Here is a 24,660-nt window from a genome sequence, read left to right as displayed (position 1 = left end):
CGCCGGACTGCCCCGACCGCCGCCTCGCCGAGGTCCAGCGCGCCCGCGCCCCCAGCGGATCGTTGGACGTACGACTTCAGCGGACAGCTACAGCCCCTCGACCACCCGCTGGTCAACCCGCTGCTCCGGGGGATGCTGGATCCGTGCTCGGTCCGGATCCAGCACGGGCCGTCGATCGAAGGTGCCAGCCACAACGCCCGGTCTTTTCCAGGTACAGGATCACCCTGCGCCCGTAAGCGCTCGACCGCTCTTCAGCTAAGCTGCGCCCCGATGCACGGCACGAGGAGAAAGGGCTCCCCGCCGAGCGCCCGCAGGGACTGGGGGCGCCTCGCCGTGCGCGTTTTGTGCGCCGTGTTCGCGGTGATCGGCGCGATCCCGCTCGCGCTCGGCTTCCTCGTGCGCACCGAGACGGTGCGGGCCTGGGCGGCGCGCGAGACGGCGGCGCTGCTCCAGAGCGAGCTCGGCATCACGGCCCGCTACGACGTGCGCGTCCAGGCCTGGCCCCTCATGGTCGGCCTGAACCGGCTCGTCGTCGACTCCTCGGACGGCGGCGCGCCGTTCCTCGAGCTCGAGCGCGTGGCCATCCGCCCGCGCCTGTTCTCGCTGCTCGCGGGGCACATCGACGCCGGCGACGTCGAGATCATCGGCCCCCGCGTCCGCGCGGTGCTGAAGGACGGGGAGCTCCGGAACCTCACCCTCCCCAGCGCCGGCAAGGGCGGGTCGGGCGGGCTCGGACGCGCGCCGCTCTCCTCGGTCGCGATCACCGACGCGCGGCTCGATCTGACGATCGACAACGTCCGCGTCCAGGCCAGCGAGGTCGACGTCGACGTCTCCGCCGAGCCGGCGGACGCGTTCGAGATCGCGATGCGCTCCGGCCTCGTCTCGGTCGTCAGCACGCACCCCGCGCCCGGCCACGAGGCCGAGGAGGACAGCGTCGACGAGGACGTCGTCTGCCGCTTCGACACGCGCGTCCGCGTCGAGCCGGGCCGCGCGCTCGTCCGCCGGCTGATCCTCGAGGGCGCCGCCGACTTCGACCCGGATCCCGGCACCACGCCCCCCTGCACGCTCCAGGAAGGCGACTGGCGCCGGGTGGAGCTCGAGCTCGGCGCCCTCCGCGCCGTCGGCCTGGGCGACGGCATGCCCCACCGGATCGAGGGCCGCATTCGCGCGCGCCTCCCGGTGCCGATCGTGCACCGCTTCGTGAACCTGCCGCCCGCGTCCGGCTCTGTCTCGCTCGACGTCGACGCCGAGTACGACGCGGCGTCCGCGCCGTTCGGTCTGGCGCTCCCCCGCGTCAAGGGCACGCTCCTGCTCGACCGGCCGGGCCTCGACGGCAGGGTCTTCGTCACGCGCCTCGCGGGCAGGGTCTCGACGACCGCCGACGCCGTGCAGCTCGCCGACGCCGACGTCGCCTGGGCCGACGGCACGCTGAAGATTTCGAGCGTGGAGATCAAGCCGTTCGAGAAGGGCGTGCCGCTCCAGGCCGGGCCGATCGACCTCGCCAACATCGAGCTGCCCGGCCTGCTCCGCGACCTCGCGGTCCACCCGCAGGCGCACGTCGCGTGGACGCTGCGCGAGGGGAGGTTCGATCGCTTCGGCGGGACGCTGTCCCCGCTCTCCCTCGAGGGCCCGCTCGCCGTGCAGACGCGCGGCTTCGACATCTTCGATCGCCCGACGAAGGACCCGGCCCGCAAGCGCCTGATGGGCGTCAAGGAGGGCACCGTCCGCGGCTCCTTCCAGGTGCGGCCGAACGCCGTCGTGCTCTCGGGCTTCGCGGTCGACACGCCGACCTCGCACCTCAGGACCACCGTCTCGCTCGGCTTCAACGACCAGCTCGGGGTCGACGTCCACCCGGGCTCGCGCGTGGACCTCGCCGAGGTCTCCCCGCTCGCCGCGCTCGAGCTCGCCGGCGTCGCCACGATGAAGGCGGCGATGCACGGCTCGTACGCGCACCCGAAGCTCACCGGCGAGATCGGCGTCGAGAAGTTCGTGTTCGCGGGCTTCCCCATCGGCGACCTCGAGCCCTCGCCGGTCGCGTTCGAGCCGCTCGCCCTGACGCTCGAGAACGCGCGGGTCCGGCACGGGGCGAGCCGGGTGCGCATCCCCTCGATCAAGGTCGATTTCGATCCGGCCGGCAACCTGCCCAAGGGCCGCGCGCTCGACAGCTCGACGGGGATCGTCGTCGTGGACGCGACCGTCGACACGCGCGAGGCGCCGCACCTCGCCGCGCGCGACCTCCTCGAGGTGCTCCGCCTCGACAAGGATCCGCGGTTCGCCGCCTACAAGGCGACCGCGAGCGGGACGGCCCGCGCCCACTTCGCGCTCGGCGGCCCCGAGGACCGCTGCGGCGGCGGCTACCTCGCGGTGAACGCGGGCATGCGGCTCAGCGGCATCGAGCTCCTCGACGAGCGCTTCGACGAGGGCGAGATCGACCTCGACATGATCTGGGACGACCAGGCCGCCGGCGCCGACGGCATGCGGCTCGACGTCCGCTCCGCGTCGCTGCGCAAGGGCACGGGCTCCGTGCTGGCGAGCGCGTCCGTGGCGCACGGCGGCGCGCTGAAGGGGAGCGTCATCGCGAGCGGCCTCCCGCTCTCGCGGATCGACGCGCTCGGGGCGGCGGCCTCTCAGTTCGACGGCGCCGTGTCGGTCGTCGCCAGCCTGGGCGGCACCGTGAGCAGGCTCTCCGGCTTCGCGGACGTCCACGTCTCGCGCGTCGGCATCCGCCGCACGCACGCGAGCCTGCCGCCCTCGCGGGTCGCGCTCACGATCGTGCCGAACGACAAGCCGCCGAAGATCGTCGGCAGGACGCCGATCTGCGGCAACCCCCAGGGCGCGCCGTTCGATCCGGCGGAGTACGAGCGCGACCTCCCCGACGGATCCTTCGTCGCCAACGGCTCGCTGTTCGGCGGGCAGGTCGCGCTGAAGGGGCTCAGCGTCACGCGCCAGCGGCGCAAGATCGTGGAAGGGGACGTGCGCATGGACGCGCTCGACCTCGGCACGCTCGCGAACGTGATCCCGGACGCCGTGCTCGCGGCGGCGCCGAAGGGCACGATGACCGGGTCGCTCGACATCGAGCGGCTCCCCCTCGCCGATTTCCGGCAGGCGGCGCTCACGCTCACGGTCGACGCGCTCAAGCTCGATCGGGAGGGCCAGGGGCTCAACCTCACGAGCCCGAGCGGCCCGATCCGCCTCGCGGGCAACACGCTGAAGGTGCCGGAGCTCCACCTCGAGGCGCACACCGCCTCGCGCCTGTCCGCCGCGTTCACGGCGTCGGGCGAGGTGAAGCGGGTGTTCACGGCGCCGGACCTCGACATCGCGATCCGGGTCAGCCCGACGAACCTGTCGCGGCTCAGCGCCGACATCCCGCAGATCCGGCGCGCGCGAGGCACGGTGCAGGCCGAGGTCGAGCTGACCGGGCCGCTCCAGGGGCTGCGCTACACGGGCTCGGCGACGCTCAAGGAGGGAGAGCTCGACGTCGTGGGCCTGCCGGTGTCGCTCGACGACATCGACGTGGAGATCGCGATCGGCGGCGACCAGGTCCGCCTCACGAAGGCGACCGCGCGTGTCGGCACGGGCACGGTGAGCGCGGTCGGGCACATGCCGGTGCGCGGCCTGACCCTCGGCACGGCGCAGGCCTCCATCGTGGCGACCGGCGTGAAGCTGCCGGTCGCGGAGGGCGTGAACCTCACCGCGAACGCCAACCTCACCGCGAGCTTCCGGCCCGGCGTCGGGGACGACCCGTCGGGGGAGAAGAACCTCCCGCGCGTCGAGGGCAGGATCACGCTCACGTCGTTCAGCTACACGCGCCCCATCCTGATGAGCATGGACCTCGGCGATCTCACGGGGCGCCAGCGGACGACGGTGCAGACCTACGACCCAGCGGACGACGTGGTCCGGTTCGACGTCACCGTCGCCTCGCCGAACCCGCTGCGCTTCTCGAACGATCTGGCCGACATGCGGCTCGAGGTCTCGCAGCCCGGGCTCGCGCTCTCGGGCACGAACCAGCGCTTCGGCGCGCGCGGCACGCTGCGCATCCTGCCCGACTCGAAGCTCATGCTGCGGAGCACCGAGTTCGAGGTCCGGGACGGCTACGTGCGCTTCGACGATCCGTTCCGCATCGCGCCCAAGGTCGACGTGCGCGCCGAGAGCGAGTACCGCCGCTACACGTCGACGAGCGGCAGCGCCACGACGGACGCGTCGTCCGGCGCGGAGCCCGCGGCGCCGACCGCGGGCGTCGGCGGCAGCGCGAACTCCAGCGGGCTCTGGCGCATCAAGCTGCACGCCCAGGGCGACGCCGACAACCTCCAGCTCAACCTGACGAGCGATCCGCCGCTCAGCCAGGAGGACATCGTCCTGCTCCTGACGCTCGGCATGACGCGCGCCGAGCTCAACCAGGGCGTCGTGTCGTCGCTCGGCGAGACGATGGGCCTCGAGGCGCTCTCGTCGCTGACCGGCGCCGACAAGGCGGTGAAGACGATCGTCCCCCTCATCGACGAGTTCCGCTTCGGCACCGGCTATTCGTCCAAGAACGGCGCCCCCGAGCCGACGGTGACGCTGGGCAAGCGCATCACGGACGCGGTGCGCGCCAACGTCACGACGGGGCTCTCGCAGGGCAGCCAGGTGCGCGCCGGCGTCGAGGTGAAGCTCAGCGACCGCATGAGCCTCCAGGGGTCGTACGACAACGCCAACGACGCCTCGAGCTCGCCGCTCGGCAACGTGGGCGCCGATCTGAGGTGGCGGCTCGAGTTCGAGTGACGTCCGCGCCGCGGCCTTCAGGTGGCCGCGGCGAGCGCGGCGTCCGTCAGGTCGCCGCGGCGAGCGCGGCGTCGAGGGCGCCGTACCGGTCGTCGCGGCCGACGACCCACTGCTTGTGGCCCATCAGCTCGAAGATGCGCCGGTGCTTCGGGTTCTTCCAGGTCATGCTGAGCAGCGCGCGCTGGAACGCCTCGGCCTTCGCCTCGGGCAGCGCCGGCAGCGCGTCGAACATCGCGAAATCGTACGCCGGCGTGGTCCAGAGGACGTCGACCCGGCGCAGGTCGATGTGGCCGTTCGCCTGCTCCGCGAGCCACACCGCGTCCCCGACCGCCGCCGCCTGCGCCTTGCCCTCGTGCAGCGCCGCGAGCGCCTGGACCTCGCTCGTCGCGGTGTCCCCGTGCTTGCCGACGTCCACCTCGAACGGCACGAGCTGGATCTTCTCCACGGCCACCCCGGCCTGCCGGAGGAAGTGGAGCGGCAGGATGCGCGCGTGCGGCGAGTCGGCGCCCCCGACCGCGAGCACCTTGCCCTCGAGGTCGCTGAGCGCGCCCACGGCGGCGTCGCGGCGGACGAGCAGCTTGCTGTGGAAGTCGCGATCGATCTCGCGCATCGCCAGCGAACGGGAGCGGCCCTCGGTCTGCCGCTTGACCCGCACGTGCGCGACGGCGCTGTTCCAGGCGACGTCGATGTGCCCGCGGACGAGCGACTCGACCTGGCGCTCGTAGGTAGAGAACAGCGCGAAATCTATCAGGATTCCATGTTCGCGGAAGTGCTCGCGCAGGCTCTCCCACAGCGTCACCACCTTGGCGTCATGCGCCACGGCGCCGACGAGCATCGCCAGGTCCTTCATCCGGTGCCTCGCACGGGCGGCGACGCTAGCACGAGCCCCGCCCGCCGAGAGCCCCGCGTCTCGTACATCGGCGCCGCTCCGGGCCTGACGGGACGCCGTCCGGCCGCTCTGGCCCGCGCGGCTCGTGCTGGCGCGCGGCCGGCGCGCGGCGCCGGGCGGGCGCGGCGCGGCCCTTCGAGGTGAGCCGGCGAGGTCGCCTCGCGGGCGGCCTCTTGCCCACCCGGCGCCCAACCGGGCTACGCTGCGTCCGTCGTGCACGCCGGCGCCGGTTCATTTCATTTTCGTCCCCCGGCGCTCCGCGCCTGATGGCTCGCTTTCGTTCCCCCCTCTTTCCCCTTCTGCTCGGCCTTTTGCCGCTCGGCGCGATCTCCGCCCCGGCGCGCGCCGACCAGACGTCCGCACCAGCTCAGGCGAACCTCAACCCCGGTCAGCCCAACCCCGGTCAGCCCAACCCCGGTCAGCCCAACCCCGGTCAGCCCGACCCCGGTCAGCCCGACCCCGCAGCACCCACGGTGCCTTCGAGCGAGGCTGGCACCGAGGCCACCGATGTGCCGTCGCTCCGGCAGCCGATCGCCCTCGGAGAGCTCGTCGGCAAGCCGATCGTCCGCATCGACGTCGCCGCGCAGGGCGACCGGTGGCAGACCGTGTCGCCGGTCACGAGCGTCGAGCTCGGCGAGCCGCTCAGCCCCGACGCCGCCCGCCGCGCCATGCGCGAGCTGCTCGCCTCCGGCAACTTCGCCCGCGCGTCGGCCGAGGCGCGCGCCCTGGCGGACGGCGCCGCGCTCCGGATCGTCGTCGTCCCCCGCCGGAGCATCGCGACCGTCCAGATCACCGGCGGCGCGCTCGACCGGCAGGACACCCTCGGGGCCGCCGGCATCGCCGAGGGCGGCGAGATCACCGCGGCCTCCCTGGCCGAGATCGACCCCCGCATCCGCGCGTTCTACGCCGAGCACGGCTATCCCGCGGCCGCCGTCACCATCCGCGCCGTCGACACCGACGACGCCTCCGAGATCGTCCTCGCCCTCAACATCGAGGCCGGCGCCCCGCGCCTCGTCTCCGAGCGCGTCTTCGTTGTGGCGCCGCGCGCCGACCGGGAGCTCGGCTCGCTCAAGCAGAGCTACCGCCTCGGCGTCGGCGCCCGCGTCGACGAGCCCGCCCTCGCCGAGGCCGATCGCGAGATGGCCGAGCTGCTCCGCCGGAGCGGCTTTCACGACGCCGAGGTCTCTCACCGCGTGCTCGCGGTCGGCCCGCACAACTACCTCTACGTCTACCTCGAGCCCGGCGCGCGCATCGTGCCGGTCTTCGACGGCAACCGCGCGTTCGACGACGACGCCCTCGAGGCCGCGCTCGACCTCGGCGAGACGACCGAGACGAAGACGACCGACCTGACCGACCGGCTCCGCGCGTTCTACGTCGCGCGCGGCTTCCTCGACGCCGAGGTCACGCCCTCGCTGGGCGGCAAGCCCGAGGATCCGGTCCGTTACCTGACCTTCACCGTCCGCGAGCACGAGCAGGTGCGCGTCACCAAGCGCGTCTTCCCTTGCCTCACGGGCGACCTCGGCCCGAACGACCTCGGCCGCGAGATCGAGAGCTTCCTCGAGGAGGACCTGCCCGGCGCCGACGCGTTCGCGATGCCCGACCCCCGAGGCATCTCGGACCTCTTCGGCCCGACCCGCGGCGCCGGCGGCAGGGCCAGACCGGTCGAGCTCATCCCCTCGATGACGTACGCGCAGGAGACCTACGAGCGCGCCCTCAAGCACCTGCGCGATCTCTACTTCAGCAAGGGCTACCTGAACGCCGTCGTCGGCCCGGTCTCCGTGCTCCGCGTCACCTGCTCGCGCAGCTCGAAGCCGGGCACCTGCGTCCCCGAGCCGACCGCCGAGCGGGTCACGGCCCAGTGCCGCACCGACGCGCAAGGCCTCCCCCTCCCCGAGCCGCCCGTCCCCGCCGCCCTCACGTGCCGCCCCGACCCCGCGCGGCGCATCGCGTGCGCCCCCGAGGTGACGCTCCGCATTCCGGTCCACCCCGGCCCGCAGACCCAGCTCTACGACCTCGCCTTCGAGGGGAACAAGGGCTTTTGCGGCCAGGCCGACCTCAGCGAGCGAGACCGCGCCCTGTGCGCCGAGCGGCGGCCGTTCAGCGAGCGCTGGCTCAGCGACCTCGCGGATCTGAAGGTCGGACAGCCCCTCTCGACGCTCGCCCTCGACGCCGCGCGGCTGCGCATCATGGATGCCTATCGCGATCTCGGCTATGCGTTCGCCGAGGTCCGCACGGCCATCGAGCCCTCTCCCGACCGCACGCGCGCCCGCGCGCGGTTCATCGTGTCGGAGCGAGATCGGGTGTTCGTCACCGGCATCGTCGTCAAGGGCGCCGTCCGCACCGACGAGCAGCTGATCCTCCGCCGCGTGCTGCTCCGCGAGGGCGCGCCGTTCCGCCAGTCGCAGGCGCGCCTGAGCGAGGAGCGCATCGCCACGCTCGGCCCCTTCTCCAGCGTGTCGATCTCGCTCGAGGATCCCGAGATCCCGCAGAAGAACAAGCGGGTCGTCATCCACGTGGTCGAGCAGCTGCCGCAGTACCTCAACCCGCAGATCGGGTTCTCGACCGGCGAGGGCGCCCGCCTCGCCTTCGAGTACGGACATCGCAACATCGGCGGCCTCGCCATCGGCCTCACGATGGGCGTCCAGCTCAGCTACCTGTTCGAGTTCATGATCGTGGACGAGGCGGCGCGCCGTCACTACGAGGAGCTCAAGGGCGACGACCAGCTGGAGCGCCGCATCGCGGTCTCGGTCACGCTCCCGGACATCGGCCTCGGCCCGCTCGTCAACCTGTCGCTCGCGGGCATCAACGTGCGCGACAACCAGCTGGATTTCGGCGTCACGAAGACGGCGATCATCCCCGCGCTCACCTACCGCCCGCGGCGCGCCGTGACGACGCAGCTCGCCCTGTCGGCCGAGCTGAACAACGTCGGTTTCTTCCCGGGCGCCGTCGGCGCCGACAAGCGGGATATCCTCGACCAGCTGCGCATGCCCGAGGGCCAGACGATCGCCCTGGCGCAGCGGATCGACGCGTCCTGGGACACGCGGGACACCCCCTTCGCCGCGACCCGGGGTTTCCTGCTCTCCGGCGGCGTCGAGCACGTCGACGCCTTCGACGCCTTCGCCTCCGTCAAGACGAAATCGAGCTTCCCCGAGAGCCACTTTCTGCGATTCACGGGCCGCGTGTCGGGCTATATCCCCCTCGCGCAGCGGTCGCGGCTCACCCTCGCCCTGAGCCTGTCCGGAGGGTATATTCAGCCGCTCGTGGCCGAGAGCGGGACGTACCCGGATCGCCTGTTCTTCCTCGGCGGCGTCGACTCGCTCCGTTCCCATCTGGCCGAGTCGCTGTATCCGGAAGACGGGCTCGAGGAGGCGAGAAAGGCGCTGGGCGAGAGCGCCGGGGTCTCGACCGACGATATCCCCCGCGGCGGGACGGTGATGGTGAACCCGCGCGCCGAGCTGCGCATTCCGCTGACCGATCTGCTCCAGCTCGGGCTCTTCCTCGACGCGGGCAACCTCTGGATCAGGGCGAAGAACGTCAACCTCGATCCGCGGCTGCTCCGCTACGGGCTCGGCGCCGGCCTGCGGGTGAACACGCCCATCGGTCCCCTCGCCTTCGACTACGGCTTCAACCTGGATCCACGCGATGAGCTGGACGAAATCGACGGCGCACTCCACTTCTCCGTGGGGCTCTTCTGACAGGCAGCATCACGCGCGACCCGCGTGAGGCGGCTCCCAACGCACGATGACAACGAGGCTCCCCTGATGAACCGTTCACTCCGCATGTGTGCCCTGCTCGCTCTGACTTCGACCCTCACGCTCACCGGCTGCGGAGACGACAGCGCCGCGCCAAGCAGCACGGCGAGCACCTCCGGCGGCGGCGGTGGAGAGGGCGGGCAAGGCGGGCACGGTGGGGCCGGCAGCGCCGCGGGCGGCGGCGGGACGGGCGGGCAAGGCGGCTCGGCGAGCAGCGCCTCGGCGGGTGGCGGCGACGCCTCGGGAGGCGGCGGGACGGGCGGGCAAGGCGGCTCGGCGAGCAGCTCTTCGGCTGGCGGCGGTGGAGAGGGTGGGCAAGACGCCTCGGCGAGCAGCTCTTCGGCAGGCGGCGGCTCGGCCAGCAGCTCTTCGACAGGCGGCGACTCGGCGGCGAGCAGCTCTTCGACAGGCGGCGGCTCGGCGAGCAGCTCTTCGACAGGCGGCGACTCGGCGGCCAGCAGCTCTTCGGCGGGCGGCGGCTCGGCCAGCAGCTCTTCGGCAGGCGGCGACTCGGCGGCGAGCAGCTCTTCGGCAGGCGGCGGCTCGGCCAGCAGCTCTTCGGCGGGTGGTGACTCGGCGGGTGGCGGCGATGCCACGGGCGGTGGCTCGGCAGGCGGCGGCGGAGAGGGCGGGACCGCGGTGTGCGGCGACCTGCGGTGTGACGCCGGCGAAACGTGCGAGAGCTGTCCCGGCGACTGCGCCGGGTGCGCGCCGGTCTGCGGAGACACGCGCTGCGAAGCGCCGGAGACGTGCGGTTCGTGCGCCGCCGACTGCGGCGCGTGCCCCCCGCCGGTCTGCGGAGACGGCACGTGCGAGCCCGGGAGGGAGACCTGCCATGCGTGCGCCGCCGACTGCGGCGAGTGCCCGTCGGCCGAGTGCAGCCACGACCTCTGCGAGGAAGGGGCGCCCCTCGTCAACGACTGCGACCCGTGCGTGACCGCGCTGTGCGCGGAGGACCCGGCGTGCTGCATGAGCTCGTGGGACTCCTACTGCGTCAAAGGCCTCGCCGCCGCCTGCGGGCGGGCCTGCGGGTGCGCTCACGACCTCTGCGAGACGGGCGAGGCGCTCGACCCGTCCTGCAACAGCTGCGTCGCGACCGTGTGCGACGAGGACGTGGGAGACAGCCTGTGCTGCTGGCTCGGGTGGGACGAGAGCTGCGTCGCGCTCTCGCAGATACTGTGCGACGCCACGTGCCCGTGAGCCCGGCTCGCCGCACGCCACGCGAGCGGCCTCCGGCGGCCGACCGCCGTTGTCCCCTCGGACGGCGGTCGGCCGACATCGCCCCCTCGGGCCGGCCGATGTCGCGCCCTCGAACCGGGCTCGCCGCCGCGCTCAGCGCGCCGTCGCCGCCTTCATCTCGCGGACGAAGCGCGTGACGGAGCGCGCGGCCGCCTCGCGCTCGCCGACGTGCGCGGCGACCCGCTGGACGACCGCGGAGCCGCTGACCACGCCGAACGCCCCCGCGGCGAGGGCGTCGCGCACATGCTCGGGCTTGGAGATGCCAAACCCCAGGATCGCGGGCGGCGCGCCGAACCGCCGCAGCGTCTCGAACAGCGCCCCGTGGCCGAGGTGCAGCTGCTCGTCCGCCCCGGTCACGCCCTTGCGCGTGACGCAGTAGGTGTACGCCTTGCACCGCTCCGCGAGCTGCTGCAGTGTGGCCTCGGAGGCGTTGAGCGGCGCGATCAGCACCGGTGCCACGCCGACCGCGCGTGCCGCCGCCACGTACGGGTCCGACTCCTTCACCGGAACGTCGGCGACGAGCACGCTGTCGACCCCGGCCTCGGCCACCGACGCGTAGAACGCCTTGAGATCGCGGTGCTTCACCAGGTTCGCGTACGTCAGGATGCCGACCGGCACCTCCGGCGCTTCGGCCCGGAACCGCGTCAAGAGCTCGATGCAGTCGCCCGGTCTCACGCCGGCCTCCAGCGCCCGCACGGCGGCCGCCTGGATCGTCGGGCCGTCCGCGATCGGATCCGAGAACGGGATCCCGACCTCGATCGCGTCCGCGCCTCCCTCCACCGCCGCGCGCAGCAGCCGCAGGCTCGTGGCCAGGTCGGGATCTCCCAGCATCAGGAAGGGGATGAACGCCCCCTCACCCCGCTGCCGCAGCCGCTCGAATGCGCGCTCGTAGCGCGTCGTCATCGCCTCCCGACTCATGTCGACCTCCCGGGATCGAGCAGCTTCTGCGCCTGCTCCATGTCCTTGTCTCCGCGGCCCGACAGGTTCACGACGAGCACCGTCTCTCGCCCTGCCTGCGCCGCCTCCGCCGCCATCTTCAGCGCGTGCGCGATCGCGTGCGCCGACTCGAACGCCGGGATGATGCCCTCGCTCCGCGCGAGCTTCTGGAACGCGCCGAGCGCCTCGTCGTCGGTCGCCGCCACGTACGTCGCCCGGCCCGACGTCATCAGGTGCGCGTGCTCCGGCCCGACGCCGGGGTAGTCGAGCCCCGCCGACACCGAGTGCGTCTCGGCGACCTGCCCGTGCTCGTCCTGGAGGATGTAGGTCTCCGACCCGTGCAGCACCCCCGGGCGGCCCTTGAGCAGCGTCGCGCCGTGTTTGTCCGTCGAGAGCCCGTGGCCCGCGGGCTCGACGCCGATCAGCGCCACGCCCTTGTCCGGGATGAACTCCGAGAAGATCCCCATCGCGTTGCTACCCCCGCCCACGCACGCGACCACCGCGTCCGGCAGGCGCCCCTCCGCCTCCAGGATCTGGGCGCGCGCCTCACGGCCGATCACCCACTGGAAGTCGCGCACGATCGTGGGGAACGGGTGAGGCCCGGCCACGGTCCCGATCAGGTAGTGCGTGTCCTCGTAGCTCTCGGTCCAGTAGCGCAGCGCCTCGTTGAGGGCGTCCTTCAGCGTCTGCGTGCCCGAGCTCACGGGCACCACCTCGGCCCCCATGAGGCGCATCCGGAAGACGTTGAGCCGCTGCCGCTCCACGTCCTTCGCGCCCATGTAGATGCGCGTGGGCATCCCGAGCAGGGCCCCGATCATCGCGGTCGCGACGCCGTGCTGGCCTGCCCCCGTCTCGGCGATGAGCCGCTTCTTGCCCATGCGCCGCGCGAGCAGCCCCTGGCCGAGCGCCTGGTTGGTCTTGTGTGCGCCGCCGTGCAGCAGGTCCTCGCGCTTCAGGTACAGCTTCACCCGCGGGTCGCCCGTCAGGTTGCGGCACAGGGTGAGCGGCGTCGGGCGGCCGGCGTAGGTCGTCAGCAGGGCGTCGAACTCCGCCGCGAACGACGGATCGCCGCGCGCCTCCAGGTACGCGCGCTCGAGCTGCTCGAGCGCGGGTACGAGGATCTCCGGGACATAGGCGCCCCCAAAGGCGCCAAAGCGACCGCTTTGCTGCATGGTGATTGCCTCGATCGTCGGTGGTGCGTTGTGCGTTGTGAGAGCTCAGGTCAGGGACTGGCGCGGTTCTCCGGGGCCGCGGGGTCACGGTCGTGGCGCGACGGGCCGCGCGCGCTGTCGAACAGGCGCACGAGCAGGTCGGCGCACTTCTCGCCGGGCGCGCGCTCCACGCCCGACGCGACGTCGAGCCCCCACGTCCCCACACGGCGCGCCGTGGCGATGTTGTCCGGGGTCAGCCCGCCCGCGAGCAGGCTCCGGCCGCGCGCCGGATGCCCCTCGAGCGCGCTCCAGGCGAACGTCCGCCCGGTGCCTCCCCGCGCCTCCGCCGTGCGCGTATCGAAGACCAGCCGATCCGTGCGGCGCTCGACCTCGGCGCTTGCACCCTGCTCGCCCGCCTCGCTGGCCGCCTCCCCGGACGGCGCCATCGGAACCGCCTTCCAGACCTCGCACCCCTCGGGGAGCGCGCGCCGCAGCGCCTCGATGAACCCGGCGTCCTCGTCGCCGTGCAGCTGCACGGCCCGCAGCCCCAGCGCCTGCGCCGTATCGGCGACGAGATCCACGGATTGATTGAGGAATACGCCCACGAAGGGCAGCCCCGCCGCGGTGGCGATCAAGATCTCCGCCTGCTCGCGCGTCACCCGCCGCGGCGAGGCCTCCGCGAAGATGAGCCCGCCGAACCGGGCCCCGAGCCGCTCCGCCTCGCGCGCGTCCCCGGGCCGGGTCAGGCCGCAGATCTTCACCCTGCCGGTCACCAGCGCGCGCGCCGCGTCGGCGATGTCGGGGCTGCGCATGAGCGACGTGCCCACGAGGAACCCGTCCACCGAGGGCGCGAGCCGCTCCACGTGGGCGCGCGACTCCACGCCCGACTCCGCGATGACGATCCGGTCGCGCGGCACGCGCGGCGCCAGCCGCTCAGAGACCGCGAGATCGACCTTGAGCGTCTTGAGATCCCGGTTGTTGATGCCGATCACCGGCGCCGGCAGCGCCAGCGCCCGCTCGAGCTCCGCCTCGTCGTGGACCTCGACCAGGCAGTCCATGCCGAGCGCCTCGGCGGCGCCCAGGCACAAGAGCGCGGTCGTGTCGTCCAGCACCGACAGCATCAGCAGGATCGCGTCCGCGCCGTTCGCCCGCGCCTCGACCACCTGGTAGGGCGTCACGACGAAGTCCTTGCAGAGGATCGGGACGTCCACGACCGCGCGCACGGCCTGGAGGATCTCGAAGCTGCCCTGAAAGAAGGGCTCGTCGGTCAGCACGCTCACCGCGTCGGCGACGCCGTAGTACGCGGCGGCGACGGCGTGCGGGTCGAAATCCGGCCGGATGAGGCCCTCGGATGGCGAGGCCTTCTTGCACTCCAGGACGAAGCGCGCGCCCGGCGCGGAGAGCGCGCGCCGGAGGCTCTTCGAGGTGGGCGGCGCATTCGCCCTCAGGCTGGCGAGCGGGGTCCGTCGCTCGCGCTCCGCCACGTCCGCTCGCTTCCGCTCCACGATGCGCGCGAGCACATTGCCTTGCTCAGCCACGATTCGCCTCCTTCCGCGCTTCTTGGGCCCCTTCTCGGCTCAGCGCCACGAAGCGCGTGAGCCGCTCCGCCGCGCGCCCCGAGCTCAATGCCGCGAGCGCCAGGGCCGTCCCCTCGCGCAGGCTCTCGGCGCGCCCGGCGATCCAGAGCAGCGCTCCCGCGTTGATCGCGACCGCGTCGCGGTGCGCGGGCGCGCCGCGCCCGGCGAGCAGGTCGCGCAGCCACGCCGCGTTCGCCGCCGGGCCGGCGCCTCGCAGCGCCTCGATCGGCGCCGGCGCCACCCCCGCGTCGGCCGGGTCGATCACCAGCTCCTCGACCACCCCGTCGCGCAGCCGCGCCGCGCGCGTCGGCGCGTGCAGCGCCACCTCGTCGAGCCCCCCGCCGTGCACCACGAGCGCCGCCTGACACCCGAGCATGCCGAGCGTGCGCGCCGCGTGCGTGACGAGCTCCGGAGAGTAGATGCCCATCACCTGGATCGGCGGCGCGCTCGGGTTCACGAGCGGCCCGAGAAGGTTCATGATCGTGCGCACCTTGAGCGCGCGACGCACCGGCATCGCGTGCCGCATGCCCGCGTGGTACTGCGGCGCGAAGAGGAAGCAGAAGCCCACCTCGTCGAGGGCGCGGCGCGACACCTCCGCCGGCGGATCGAGCCGGGCGCCGAGCGCCTCGAGCGCGTCGGCCGAGCCGCACTGCGACGAGACAGAGCGGTTGCCGTGTTTGGCGACAGGCAGCCCGGCTTCGGCCGCGACGAAGGCGACCGCGGTCGACACATTGACCGTCGACTGCCCGTCTCCGCCCGTCCCGCAGCAGTCCGCATACGCGTAGGCCGGCCGAGCGAACGGCGCCGCGGCCGCCCGCAGCGCACGCGCTGCGCCCGCGATCTCCGCGGGCGTCTCGCCCTTCGCCTTGAGCGCCACGAGCAACGCCGAGAGCTCCACCTCGGTCAGCGCCCCCGCGAACACGTCACGGAACAGCGCCTCGTTCTGCTCTGCGGAGAGGTCCACGCCCGCGCAGAGCGCATCGATCACTGCATGCATCATGGTTCTCCCCTCATCTGCACGGCGGTTCCGCCAGACACGGCTCCTCGGGACTCTCCGAGAAGAGCTGTTTTTTTTGCGCTCGTCCGCTTCGACGACGCCGCGGGGCGGCAAGCAACGCGCCCCAGAGCCCATGGCGTAGGACATACGGCCCGATGGAATCATTCGATACTCGAGCACGAACGACCCGCGACGGCGCCCGTTCACAGCGTGAGCTACCCGGATGGGGGCATCCCGCGTGACGCGGAGCGCTCCGCCAACACACAACCGATGCAGCCGCCTGTCCGAGCGCTTATCGGCCTGGAATCGAAGCTTGGAGCTGATAGACGCCGGTCACGAACACCGGCTGACCTCCCCTGGCGGGTCCCTCGCCGTGTCGTAAAGCTGGCCACCCCCAGGTCGCATGTCGGCGCTCGCCCCGAGCTGGGAGATGGCGTTTCGTGGACTGGGTATGGCTAGCACTGACTCGACTCCCCGTCCCCTGATGGTTCCCAGGAGGATGCTCCTGTCGGACAGCGCGGCCGCTGCTTCGATAAAGCCCAAGGAACACTCCTCCGGCAGGATCACCTCAAGGACCTCGACCGGCCTCGCGAGATAGCTCCCGCGACGCAGCCGAGCAGCCTTCTCAGTCGCCCACATAGCACCCAGGCGATGCTTGGGTGACATCGCACGACCGTTCTCCTGCCTCACTGACTCAATGGAGGCACAACGGGAGACGCACGTCCGAACCGAGCGACGCCATGCCCGTGGCCACGCGTCAACACGAAGCCAACCGGCATAGATCACCCGTCTCGTTCGCGCTCCGTTCGAAATAAATCACCCGAGGCAATCCACGAAAGCCACGCGTGATGCACCCCACGAGCAGCGCGATACTAGGAAGCAAACAAACTTAGTCAATGGACAAAGAATCAAGACCTAACATTTAAACAAAACCAAGAAGTCGTAACCCAATCGTCACAATCTGCGATTTATCCGTAACCTGTTCGCCACAATCCACGAACCCTTCTGCTCGAGCAAAAATTCGCATCACCGGCACACGTCACACACGCCAGAGGACAAGCACGAATCACGACGTGCCAGCGGCCACGATCGACTTGACTTCTCAGAACTCATTTGCTTTCCTTTACGCCGAGCGGGTTTGCGCCGAGCGAGTGGGACGCGCGACCAGCTCCGCACCAGAACTTAGGACGTGGTCAGGGGTGACACCGCGAAGACGTGCGGACCTGGCTGCAGTCAGCAGCACCCAGCCGGATCGCTCCGAGAACGGCATCCATGTTGGCTCGCTTCACTAGAGCGCAGTCAACATGGGCCTCTCGTCCCGCTCGAGACGGCAACGGTCTTTCACATCCACCGTCGAATTACAGGTCAACCAGCACGGAGCTACAGAGAGCTACATGGCGACGTCAAAATCATGCTTTTTGATCCTTGGCCCGATGTTCGCGGCCATTCTCAGCACATCGTGCGCTCCTGCCGATCAGGAGCTCGGCTCAGAGGGCGTTCAGGCCGCGTCGAGCCCCCTCACCGCGCATGACCGGCTCGTGGCGTGCGACGGCGACCCCCGCGTGATCGCGGGGCTCGTCAGCCGAGAAGTCTGCGCAGGCGCTGACATCTTCCTTCGCGAGACCTTCGAGGGCAACGGCCGCACCTGCGGCAGCTGCCACCCCGCCACCAACAACTTCACGATCGATGGGCCCTTCATCAGCTCGCTCCCGAGCAGCGATCCTCTGTTCGTCTTCGAGTACGATCCCAACCTGGCCACGCTCGAGACGGCCGACCTGCGCCCGCTCGGCTTGATCCTCGAGAACGTCGACGGCACGGATGACCTGGCGAACAAGTTCACGCTGCGATCCGTCCCCCACACGCTGTCGATGGCGACGAGCATTACGCCCGATCCGGTCGACGGGACGGCCACGCCCCCGGTCCACCGCACGGGCTGGTCGGGCGATGGCGCCCCGGGCTCCGGCTCGCTCCGCGACTTCCTCGCCGGCGCGGTCAAGCAGCACCTCCCGACGGATCTCAGCCGCCAAGCAGGGGTATCGTTCCGGGCGCCCACAGAGGACGAGCTCGACCTGGCCCTGGACTACCAGCTGACCCTCGGGCGGAGCAACGAGCTCGATCTGACGACGGTCGCACTAACAGACGCCCAGGCCGAGGACGGCCGGGTGGCTTACCTCGATCCCGCGAGGGGCCGCTGCAACCTGTGCCACCGCAACGCCGGCGCGAACGACCAGGGCTCCGGGCTGAACCGCAACTCGGACACGGGGACCAGAAAGGTCCCGGTGACCACCCTTATCGGGCGGTTCGACGGCGGGTTCGGCGGTCAGGGGCTCGCCACGCCCAACATCGACGTCCTCGGCGAAGGGGCCCTGACCGGGTTCGGCGACGGCACGTTCAACCCCCCGCCCCTCATCGAGGCCGCGGACACCGCCCCCTTCTTCCATACCAACTCCGCCAGCACGCTCGAGCAGGCGATCACCTTCTATAACTCCGAAGAGTTCGAGGAGTCGCCGGCGGCCCAGGAGCTGGAAGGGGTGTTCGGCGGCCCTGTCGCGATGTCCGAGACCGACATCGTGAAGATCGGGCGCTTCCTTCGCGTCCTCAACGCCGCGTTCAACCTCGACATCGCGAACCAGCGCCTGCAGGCGGCTCACCAGCTCGTCGACCAGTTCCATAACACGCGCGTCGACGTGCAGCAGGGTCTGCTGAAGATGGCTCGGATCGAGATCGACGACGCGCTGGAAGTCCTCTCCGGCGCGAACACGTACGGCTCCACGCTGCACGGCATCGCGCAGGTGCGCCTGCTGCTGGCGAAGACGGAGATCGCGGCAGCCCTCTCGGCCACCTCTTGGTCGACGCGCCGGACCAAGATCTCGACGGCCATCACGCGGGTCCAGAGCGCCCGCGGCCAGTTCGGCACCAACATCGCCTTCCAGCTCGGCGAGGGCAACCTGATGTATTAGCAGGTGCCGAGGCGCCCCTAGCCCACCGGCGGCCCCGCCCGCGGGCGTGACTTCCTAGCCGAAGCACGCCCGCGTGGCCGTGCTCCTGTGCCACCACCGCCGCATCGACCTCGAGAGACACCTGTCGCCTCTCTCGGCCGCGAAGCGCAGCGATCTGAACGCTGCGGCGCTGCCCGTTCTTCAGCACGCCATCCGGCAGGTCAACCGCCACCTCGGCTCCCGGCAGAGGGCGGAGCCCCCAATCACCTCCCGTCCACGTCCTTGACGTCGCTCATCTCGAGCGCCGGATACCCGTCGCGATGTGCCGCGCCGTCGTCGCGTGCTCGGCGGGCGGCGCCACGTCGACGCCGGAGAGCGGCGGGCTACCTACCCGCCAACTTATATAAAACAGCAACCTGACGTGCTCCCTCTCGCGAGGTCGCGCCGCCGACGAAACCATTGAACAATTTACTCATTCACCACAAAGCAAAATCCACGTGACATTACCGTCAACATCCATTGTCGACACCCATCGCATCCGCCGAGCGCCACACGAAAGCAACCGAATTGCCCGCCCAATCACACAAGAGCGAACCGCAATCGCCATATTCGAATTTAGCAGGATATGGACCTTGCAGCATTGACGTTCCCGACATTACATTCCGTCGCCGCCAGCCCCAATCCGGTGACTTCATGAAAGCGCAGATCATCGACGTCGTCAGCTTCTTGCCAGAACGTAAGATGGTCAATGAACCATCCGCGGAGACCTCGGCCGACGCTCTGGCGGGCAACGCCTTCTTCAACGGCGTTCGTGAGCGGAGGTTCGCATCGCCGGATTATCTCTCCGAGGATCTCGGCGTCCGCGCCGTCCAGCGGCTCCTGGAGAGGACGGGGATCCGGCCGGAGTCGATCGATCTCATCGTGTGCTCCTGCATCTTCTCGGACACGTTCTGGCCCGGCATAGGTCCTGCGATACAGCATCGTGTCGGCGCGAAGCAGGCGACGATCCTCAACATCGACACGAGCTGCTCGTCGTATCTGTCGGGGTTGAGCACGGCCCGTGCGTTCATCGAGTCCGGGCAGTACCGGACCGTCGTCGTCGTCACGGTGACGAATTTCATCTCCCGCCTGCCCGAGTTCCAGAAATCGCGCCGCTCATCCGTGCTCGGCGACGGCGCCTCGGCCACGCTCGTCGTGCGCGGCGAGGGGTCCATCCTGGCTCGTTACGAGCGCTCCCACGGGGAGCACTACGGTCTGTTCCGGTTCGAGCCCGATTTCGTGGACGGGCAGTTCAAGAACTACTGGGAACGTGGCTGCGGCCCGATCACCGTCAACTTCTCCCAGGACATGGTCGACGCGATCCGCAACAACGCGCTGCAGCTGTTACCCGACGCCGTCAAGCGGTGCCTCGCGGAGGCGAAGTTATCAACGAGCGACGTCAACCTGTTGATCACGCACCAGCCGAACGAGATGTTCTTGAAGGAATGGCGCAGCCGGATCGGGATCCAGCCTCCGCGGACGCACGACACCCTCGATCGCTGCGGCAACATGTTTCAAGGGTCGATTCCGGTCACGCTGGCGGACGCGCTCGACAACGGTCGCGTCCGCCGCGGCGACATCATCGCGCTCGGGACGTTCTCGAACGGCGGAGATTTCGTGAGCGCGATGGTTCTACGCTGGCTCTGACGTAAACCATACGGTTACGCGCCGCTGGCTCCGCCGAGCGTCATGTGTGGCGGCCCTGAGACGTAGACGGGCTCGCACGCTCGCGAGCGCCCGTGGCGCACCGTTCTGGTTCACAACTTGTTCAGCTCGCCAGCAGGCGAGCCAGCCGCGCGTCGCGGAGTGTTCGCGCTCGCGCATTGAGAAGGACACCGTTATGAAGCTGGTCGACGCGCTTGTCCAGGCCCTCCGAGATTGGGGCGTTCGGTACGTCTTCGGCGTCAGTGGTGCCAACATCGAGCACGTACACGACGCGATCCACAGACACGGGCAGGGGAAGCTGCACTCCGTTCTAGCGAAGAGCGAGGTCGGCGCGGCCTTCATGGCGGACGGCAGGGCGAGGATCCACAACACGCTGGCTGTCTGCTGCGCGACGTCCGGCGGTGGGATGCTCAACCTCGCGGTCGGGATCGCCGAATCCTATGCCGAGTCGGTCCCCGTGCTCGCCCTCGTCGGTCAGCCTTCGACGCCGCTCGAAGGACGCGGCGCATTCCAGGACTCGTCCGGCATCGGCCATTGTGTCGATGCCGTGAAATTCTGGCAGTCGATCTCCAAGTACGTCGGGAAGATCAAGCAGGCCGGTGACTTCTGGCCGATGCTCTCTGGCGCCGTCGAGGCGGCGATGTCGGGTCGGCGCGGCCCGGCGGTGCTCCTCTTGCCCCGCGATGTCTTCGACCTGGAAGTCGGCGCGTTCCCGACGTGGTGGCCGGCCGATCTGGAGCTCATCGGAAGGCCCCCGCCGGTCGCGCTCGGCGAGGCGCAAGCGCTGCTCGCGGCCATCCGCAGCGCGCGCCGGCCGCTGCTCCTGATCGGCCAGGGAGTACGACGCTCTCGGGACGCGGCGGCCGTGGGGGCGTTTGCCCGCGAGCTCGGCATACCCGTCGTCACCACCATGTCAGCACGCGCCGAGTTTCCCAACCACGATCCGCTCTACCTGGGAATGATCGGGGCGGCGGGTCACCCCTCGGCGCACGAGTACCTGAACGCGAAGGCGGATCTCATCATCGCGGCCGGCACCTCGCTCGACATCATGACGCGCGTCGCCGTCGAGAAGAGCTTCAAGGACAAGCGCTTCGCGGTGATCGACATCGACACCGAGGCGGTCCATCGCGTCGTGAAGCCAGAGGTCACGATCCGGGCCGACGTCGGCCTGGCGTTCCGTGCGCTCCTGAAGCTCCTCGACAAGTCCTCGCTCAGGCCGTTCCCGCCGGTTCACGAATACTCCCGGCGCTACTACGAGCCTCGCCTGGCGCCTCCCCTCCCAGGCGACGATCCGAAGACGGACCAAGGCCCCATGCTCCTGCAGAGCCAGGCCCTGCGCATCCTCGCAGGACACCTGCCGGACCGAGGCCACATCGTCTTTGACGCCGGCAACTGCGCCGCTGCGGCCATGCACTACCACCCCGTCCCGGAGGGGTCGACATCGACCATCGCGCTCGGCATGGGAGGGATGGGGTACTCGATCCCCGCAGGGATCGCCGCGCAGCTCGGGTCGGAGCCGGGCACGAGGACGATGGTGCTCTGCGGCGACGGCGCGTTCCTCATGCTCGGCATGGAGGTCCATACCGCGATCGACCTCCGCCTGCCCGTCCTCTTCGTCGTCTTCAACAACGCGATGCACGGCATGTGCGCCACGCGCCAACAGACGTACTTCCAATCGCGCATCGAGGCCGTGCGCTATCCGCGCGTCGGCTTCGCGTCAGTCGCGCGTGGCCTCGCCCCCGAAGACCAACTCTGGGTGGGAGCTGCGTCCACCCCAGAGGAACTACGTGAGCGCCTGCAGGAATATTACGACAACCACGGCGATCTGCCTGGCGTGCTCGACCTTCACCTTACACGCGAGGAATTGCCGCCTTTTGCGCCCTTCCTCGGCGCAGACGCGCCGACCATCCCGGCCTCAGCGTTCGCCGCACAGCGCTCCGCGTAACGCGACTACAAACAACGTACCGAGACACCGGCGGAGCGCCGTGCACTCCGGTGGTGGCGTTTGAGTGTCAAAACAGCAACGATAGGTTGACACGGCCGGTGGCCTGGCGGGAAACCTTGAGAAGATTGTTGGCGGCGCTACCGTTCCGTTCTATGAACAGCGCGCCGTAAGGCCACGGAGACGGTGACCTGCTGATTCACTAGGAGGCTTTATGAAGATCTATGGACTCGCGATGAGCACGTGTACCCAGAGAGCGCTGATCGTCCTCGCCGAGAAGGGCAGCGAAGCGGAGCTCGTGCCGGTGGACCTCATGAAGGGCGAGCACAAGCAGCCCGCGTACCTCGCGCGGCACCCGTTCGGCGTGATCCCTGTGCTCGATGACGACGGCTTCACCGTGTACGAGTCGCGGGCGATCATGCGTTATCTGGATCAGAGGCTCGGCGGCGCTCCGCTCACCCCGAGCGACCCGAAGGCGCGGGCGCAGATGGAGCAGTGGATCAGCGTCGAGCAGTCCTATTTCAGCCCGCACGTGCTCACCATCATCCACCAGCGCCTCCTCGGGCCGATGCGCGGAGCGCAGCCGGACGAGGCGGTCGTCGACCAGGCGAAGGGCGAGATCGCGAAGGCCTTCGACGTCGTCGGCAAGGCGCTCGCCAAGCAGGAGTACCTGGCGGGCGAGGCCTTCTCTCTCGCGGACGTCTCCTGGATGCCGTACGTACAGTACCTCTTCGTGACTGGCACCGGGGATGTCGTGACGAGCAACGACCACGTCAATGCGTGGTGGAAGCGCGTCAGCGCACGGCCTTCTTGGAAGAGGGTCGCGGCCCAGGCGGCGCCGCCGAAGGGCTGACGATCGCGCCCCCCATGCGGTGGCTTGCGCGGGAGACCGCGCTCGCCGGCTCGCCGCGACGTCTCTGACAGCCGCCGCGCGCCGCACATCGCGGACGCTGGCAACGATGCGGGGCGCGGGCGGGCGGTGCGTCCTCGGACGCCCGCCGCCCGCGCTCACGCACATCGGTGCTCTTCGCGGTGGGCGTGTCGCGAGGGTCCTGGCAGGTTGCATGTTTCTGTTGTCGGGTCCGCGCTCCACGAACGATGATATGAAAAACATCAATCTCAAGCTCGTCGCTGCTGCTAGCGTCCTGTTCATCGGGCTCCTCGGGCTGATCGGCGGGCTTGTGTCCGGGTCCGCCGAGGCGGAGGAGGAGAAGCAGGTGAAACAGCCAGAGACCGGCGCGAGGCCGGAATTGATATATGCCGTCGACCCGCTCTGCGGGTGGTGTTACGGCTTCACCCCTGTCATGCGGCAGATCAGGAAGGACTTCGCCGGCAAGGTGGAGTTCAGGATCATGAGCGGCGGGCTCGCCACCGGGGACATGGCGGCGCCGCTCAAGGAGAACTACGAGTACATCAAGAACGCCCTCACGGTCGTCGAGCGGTCGACGGGAGTGAAATTCGGACAGCCATTCAGAGACCTGCTCGAAGAAGGCAGCTACTTCAACGACTCCGAACCGCCCAGCATCGCGCTGACCGTGGTCAAAGAGATGAAGCCCGAGGTCGCGTTCGATTATGGGCACAAGCTCCATTCAACGATCTTCATGGATGGAAAGAGCCTGAACGACGCCGCGACCTACCGGAGCCTGGCGGCAGAATTTCAGCTCGATCAGGACGAGTTCATGCGCAAATTCACGGACAGCGCCTACAAGGCGAGGACCAACCGAGAGTTCGACGAGGTGAAGCGGCTCGGGGTCCGTGGCTTCCCTTCGCTGGTCCTGCGCAAGGGCAACAAGATCGAGGTTATCACGAGAGGTTACGAGAGCTACCCCAGCGTCAAGAGCAAGCTGGACAAGGTGCTCTAGCACTGTCCTCGTGAGCAGCCGCAGGCGCTCGCGAGATGGAGGACGCGATGACGACAGAGAAGCGGATCCATGACCGAGCGTCGATTCTCACGTGCGGGATCGACGTCAAGGACATTCCAGAGCTCATCAACGCCGAGAGGATGGACTTCACGAAGCCGGAGACGGCCCAGTGGATGGCGTCCCAGAAGAAGGACGCCTACCGTCATGATGAGATCTTCGGCACCTCGTGTACCTTGACGGAGTTCATCGAGTGCCCGCTCGAGATTGTGTACGACTACACCGCGAACGCCTTCAGCATGGAGGAGTGGACGGCGACGGTCCGGAGCTTCGAGCACGTCGGTGGAGGTCTCTACCGCGGCGTCGACGCGATCGCCAAGAACACGCCGCTCTACCTGCGCATCGAGGCCAATGACGCCGCGCGCACGGTCGATTTTCTCTGCGCGTGGGATCAGGGGCTGGATCTCTGGATGCGCTATTTTTTCCGGCTCTTCGACGCGTTCCCGGTGATCGGCAAGCCCGGCACGATCCTCCTCTGGACCAATTACAAGCACCCTTACTACGACAAGAACAGCGCCGCCCCTTCCTATATCATGGAGTCACGCGCACGCGCCGATCGCCCTTGGGTCGGCGAGTTCTGGGACCTGTTCAACGTGGTCCACGGGATGGAAGCGCGGAACATCAAGACGATCCTCGAACACCGCTTCCGATCACTCGAAGCCGCGGCGCGGCGCGGCGCGAAGTGATCTTCTCTTTCTGTTGATCGCGCACAGCCCTCCAGCTCATCTCCGCACTTCACCCGAGACCAACGCGACAGCCGGCGCCGGCGGTATGCCTGCCGACGCTGGGCCTTCCGGCGCAGCTCTGATCAGGACGCCTCGATGGTGTCGCGCGGAGCGGCGCTCACCTTCGGGTCG

At 69.8% G+C, this 24,660-nt stretch carries 14 protein-coding genes; 9 read left to right on the top strand and 5 right to left on the bottom strand.

Annotated features, from left to right (window positions below; all coding sequences use genetic code 11):
• The first annotated feature begins 270 nt into the window (after positions 1–270).
• Positions 271–4,758: a translocation/assembly module TamB domain-containing protein gene (locus tag WME90_RS06410; protein WP_437280184.1), complete on the top strand. Its 4,488-nt coding sequence runs from the start codon at positions 271–273 to the stop codon at positions 4,756–4,758.
• Between the two features lie 46 nt (positions 4,759–4,804).
• Here the strand turns inward: WME90_RS06410 and WME90_RS06405 are convergent, their stop codons facing one another.
• Positions 4,805–5,608 carry a phosphate/phosphite/phosphonate ABC transporter substrate-binding protein gene (locus WME90_RS06405; protein ID WP_437280183.1) on the bottom strand — a complete coding sequence of 268 codons (804 nt, stop codon included), beginning with the start codon at positions 5,606–5,608 and terminating at the stop codon, positions 4,805–4,807.
• A gap of 305 nt (positions 5,609–5,913) precedes the next feature.
• On the opposite strand from WME90_RS06405, the gene WME90_RS06400 reads away from it, so the two are divergent.
• Both WME90_RS06400 and WME90_RS06395 read left to right on the top strand, forming a co-directional pair.
• Entirely contained in the window at positions 5,914–9,342 is a 3,429-nt protein-coding gene (locus WME90_RS06400) for a POTRA domain-containing protein (protein WP_437280182.1), read from the top strand.
• A 66-nt stretch (positions 9,343–9,408) separates the two neighbouring features.
• The gene (locus tag WME90_RS06395; RefSeq protein ID WP_437280181.1) at positions 9,409–10,599 is read left to right on the top strand and encodes a hypothetical protein; all 1,191 of its coding nucleotides are present in this window, start codon (positions 9,409–9,411) and stop codon (positions 10,597–10,599) included.
• Between the two features lie 132 nt (positions 10,600–10,731).
• On the opposite strand, the gene trpA is transcribed toward WME90_RS06395, so the two are convergent.
• The 4 genes from trpA to trpD are packed head-to-tail and all read right to left on the bottom strand — an operon-like array spanning position 10,732 to position 15,299.
• Complete coding sequence (gene trpA / locus WME90_RS06390) at positions 10,732–11,556, bottom strand: tryptophan synthase subunit alpha (RefSeq protein WP_437280180.1); 825 nt, start codon at positions 11,554–11,556, stop codon at positions 10,732–10,734.
• Entirely contained in the window at positions 11,553–12,746 is a 1,194-nt protein-coding gene (gene trpB / locus WME90_RS06385) for a tryptophan synthase subunit beta (RefSeq protein WP_437280170.1), read from the bottom strand. Before trpB ends, trpA begins: the two co-directional genes overlap by 4 nt.
• 50 nt (positions 12,747–12,796) lie before the next feature.
• Entirely contained in the window at positions 12,797–14,263 is a 1,467-nt protein-coding gene (trpCF, locus tag WME90_RS06380; protein ID WP_437280179.1) for a bifunctional indole-3-glycerol-phosphate synthase TrpC/phosphoribosylanthranilate isomerase TrpF, read from the bottom strand.
• The gene (trpD, locus tag WME90_RS06375; protein ID WP_437283568.1) at positions 14,256–15,299 is read right to left on the bottom strand and encodes an anthranilate phosphoribosyltransferase; all 1,044 of its coding nucleotides are present in this window, start codon (positions 15,297–15,299) and stop codon (positions 14,256–14,258) included. The genes trpCF and trpD overlap by 8 nt, the downstream gene beginning before the upstream one ends.
• A gap of 1,394 nt (positions 15,300–16,693) precedes the next feature.
• On the opposite strand from trpD, the gene WME90_RS06370 reads away from it, so the two are divergent.
• From WME90_RS06370 to WME90_RS06345, 6 genes are all read left to right on the top strand, one after another.
• A complete protein-coding gene (locus WME90_RS06370) occupies positions 16,694–18,259 on the top strand; it encodes a hypothetical protein (protein ID WP_437280178.1) in 1,566 nt (521 codons plus the stop codon).
• A gap of 672 nt (positions 18,260–18,931) precedes the next feature.
• Positions 18,932–19,924 (top strand): 3-oxoacyl-ACP synthase III family protein, encoded by a 993-nt coding sequence (locus WME90_RS06365; RefSeq protein ID WP_437280177.1) that lies wholly within the window; start codon positions 18,932–18,934, stop codon positions 19,922–19,924.
• Positions 19,925–20,117: 193 nt separating this feature from the next.
• The gene (locus tag WME90_RS06360; protein ID WP_437280176.1) at positions 20,118–21,887 is read left to right on the top strand and encodes a thiamine pyrophosphate-binding protein; all 1,770 of its coding nucleotides are present in this window, start codon (positions 20,118–20,120) and stop codon (positions 21,885–21,887) included.
• A 211-nt stretch (positions 21,888–22,098) separates the two neighbouring features.
• Complete coding sequence (locus WME90_RS06355; protein WP_437280175.1) at positions 22,099–22,737, top strand: glutathione S-transferase family protein; 639 nt, start codon at positions 22,099–22,101, stop codon at positions 22,735–22,737.
• A 250-nt stretch (positions 22,738–22,987) separates the two neighbouring features.
• Positions 22,988–23,746 carry a DsbA family protein gene (locus WME90_RS06350; RefSeq protein ID WP_437280174.1) on the top strand — a complete coding sequence of 253 codons (759 nt, stop codon included), beginning with the start codon at positions 22,988–22,990 and terminating at the stop codon, positions 23,744–23,746.
• 47 nt (positions 23,747–23,793) lie between these two features.
• Complete coding sequence (locus WME90_RS06345; protein ID WP_437280173.1) at positions 23,794–24,489, top strand: hypothetical protein; 696 nt, start codon at positions 23,794–23,796, stop codon at positions 24,487–24,489.
• The last annotated feature ends 171 nt before the right edge of the window (positions 24,490–24,660 follow it).

This window comes from Sorangium sp. So ce375, assembly GCF_051473855.1.
In the GTDB taxonomy this organism is placed as follows: Bacteria; Myxococcota_A; Polyangia; order Polyangiales; family Polyangiaceae; genus Sorangium.
The sequence above is the reverse complement of the archived record's forward strand: the minus strand, read 5'-3'. Positions and strand labels throughout refer to the sequence as shown.

What these genes read in the sequence shown, in the direction of transcription:
- trpD (WP_437283568.1), bottom strand. Translation starts at nt 15,299, where the DNA reads ATGCATGCAGTGATCGATGCGCTCTGCGCGGGCGTGGACCTCTCCGCA.
- WME90_RS06360 (WP_437280176.1), top strand. Translation starts at nt 20,118, where the DNA reads ATGAAGCTGGTCGACGCGCTTGTCCAGGCCCTCCGAGATTGGGGCGTT.
- WME90_RS06350 (WP_437280174.1), top strand. Translation starts at nt 22,988, where the DNA reads ATGAAAAACATCAATCTCAAGCTCGTCGCTGCTGCTAGCGTCCTGTTC.
- WME90_RS06345 (WP_437280173.1), top strand. Translation starts at nt 23,794, where the DNA reads ATGACGACAGAGAAGCGGATCCATGACCGAGCGTCGATTCTCACGTGC.
- WME90_RS06400 (WP_437280182.1), top strand. Translation starts at nt 5,914, where the DNA reads ATGGCTCGCTTTCGTTCCCCCCTCTTTCCCCTTCTGCTCGGCCTTTTG.
- WME90_RS06410 (WP_437280184.1), top strand. Translation starts at nt 271, where the DNA reads ATGCACGGCACGAGGAGAAAGGGCTCCCCGCCGAGCGCCCGCAGGGAC.
- trpB (WP_437280170.1), bottom strand. Translation starts at nt 12,746, where the DNA reads ATGCAGCAAAGCGGTCGCTTTGGCGCCTTTGGGGGCGCCTATGTCCCG.
- WME90_RS06355 (WP_437280175.1), top strand. Translation starts at nt 22,099, where the DNA reads ATGAAGATCTATGGACTCGCGATGAGCACGTGTACCCAGAGAGCGCTG.
- trpA (WP_437280180.1), bottom strand. Translation starts at nt 11,556, where the DNA reads ATGAGTCGGGAGGCGATGACGACGCGCTACGAGCGCGCATTCGAGCGG.
- WME90_RS06395 (WP_437280181.1), top strand. Translation starts at nt 9,409, where the DNA reads ATGAACCGTTCACTCCGCATGTGTGCCCTGCTCGCTCTGACTTCGACC.
- WME90_RS06365 (WP_437280177.1), top strand. Translation starts at nt 18,932, where the DNA reads ATGAAAGCGCAGATCATCGACGTCGTCAGCTTCTTGCCAGAACGTAAG.
- WME90_RS06370 (WP_437280178.1), top strand. Translation starts at nt 16,694, where the DNA reads ATGGCGACGTCAAAATCATGCTTTTTGATCCTTGGCCCGATGTTCGCG.
- WME90_RS06405 (WP_437280183.1), bottom strand. Translation starts at nt 5,608, where the DNA reads ATGAAGGACCTGGCGATGCTCGTCGGCGCCGTGGCGCATGACGCCAAG.